Origin of the sequence: Pseudomonas lactucae (assembly GCF_016937615.1) — a bacterium.
Lineage (GTDB): Bacteria > Pseudomonadota > Gammaproteobacteria > Pseudomonadales > Pseudomonadaceae > Aquipseudomonas > Aquipseudomonas lactucae.
Genome location: NZ_JAFHKI010000264.1, coordinates 1 through 502, shown reverse-complemented (window position 1 = coordinate 502; position 502 = coordinate 1). Strand labels below are relative to the sequence as shown.

Below are 502 nucleotides of genomic sequence, written 5' to 3'. Positions count from 1 at the left end.
CCCGACCGCCAGGACAGCACCCTGTTCGCCGACCTCGGTGGCACCCAGCCTTTCGGCATCGGCGTGAGCATGAAGTACACCACCCATCAATTGGGCACGCCGGCTTCGGTAGACGGCGGCACCATCAGCAGTTTCAGCGACTGGTCGGTGCAATTCTCGCGCGCATGGAAGGGCATTGACCTGGACCTGATCTACAGCGACTCCAGCCTCAGCGGCGGCGATTGCTCGGCCTACTCCGGACACAATTCGCAATGCGACGGCCTGTTGACCTTGAAGGCCGTGCGCTCGTTTTATTGATGGGCTGAACTGTCACGCCCGGCGTGGGTTCACATGCAATAACCCACTCTTGCCAGGACATGCCCATGCTGCGTCGGCTTAAACTTCTGATGGTCCTGCTGACCCTGAGCCTGGTACTCACCGGTTGCAGTCGCGTAGGCCTGGCCTATCGCAACCTGGATGTGATCATCCCCTGGACGCTCAATGACTACCTGGACATGAACGC

At 60.2% G+C, this 502-nt stretch carries 1 protein-coding gene and 1 pseudogene; both read left to right on the top strand.

Annotated elements, in window-relative coordinates; translation table 11 throughout:
* On the top strand, positions 1-297 hold a 297-nt coding region (locus tag JWR98_RS29175), incomplete at its 5' end, for a TorF family putative porin (protein WP_225908898.1).
* A 65-nt stretch (positions 298-362) separates the two neighbouring features.
* Positions 363-502: pseudogene (locus JWR98_RS30350) on the top strand (DUF6279 family lipoprotein); the annotation flags it as partial.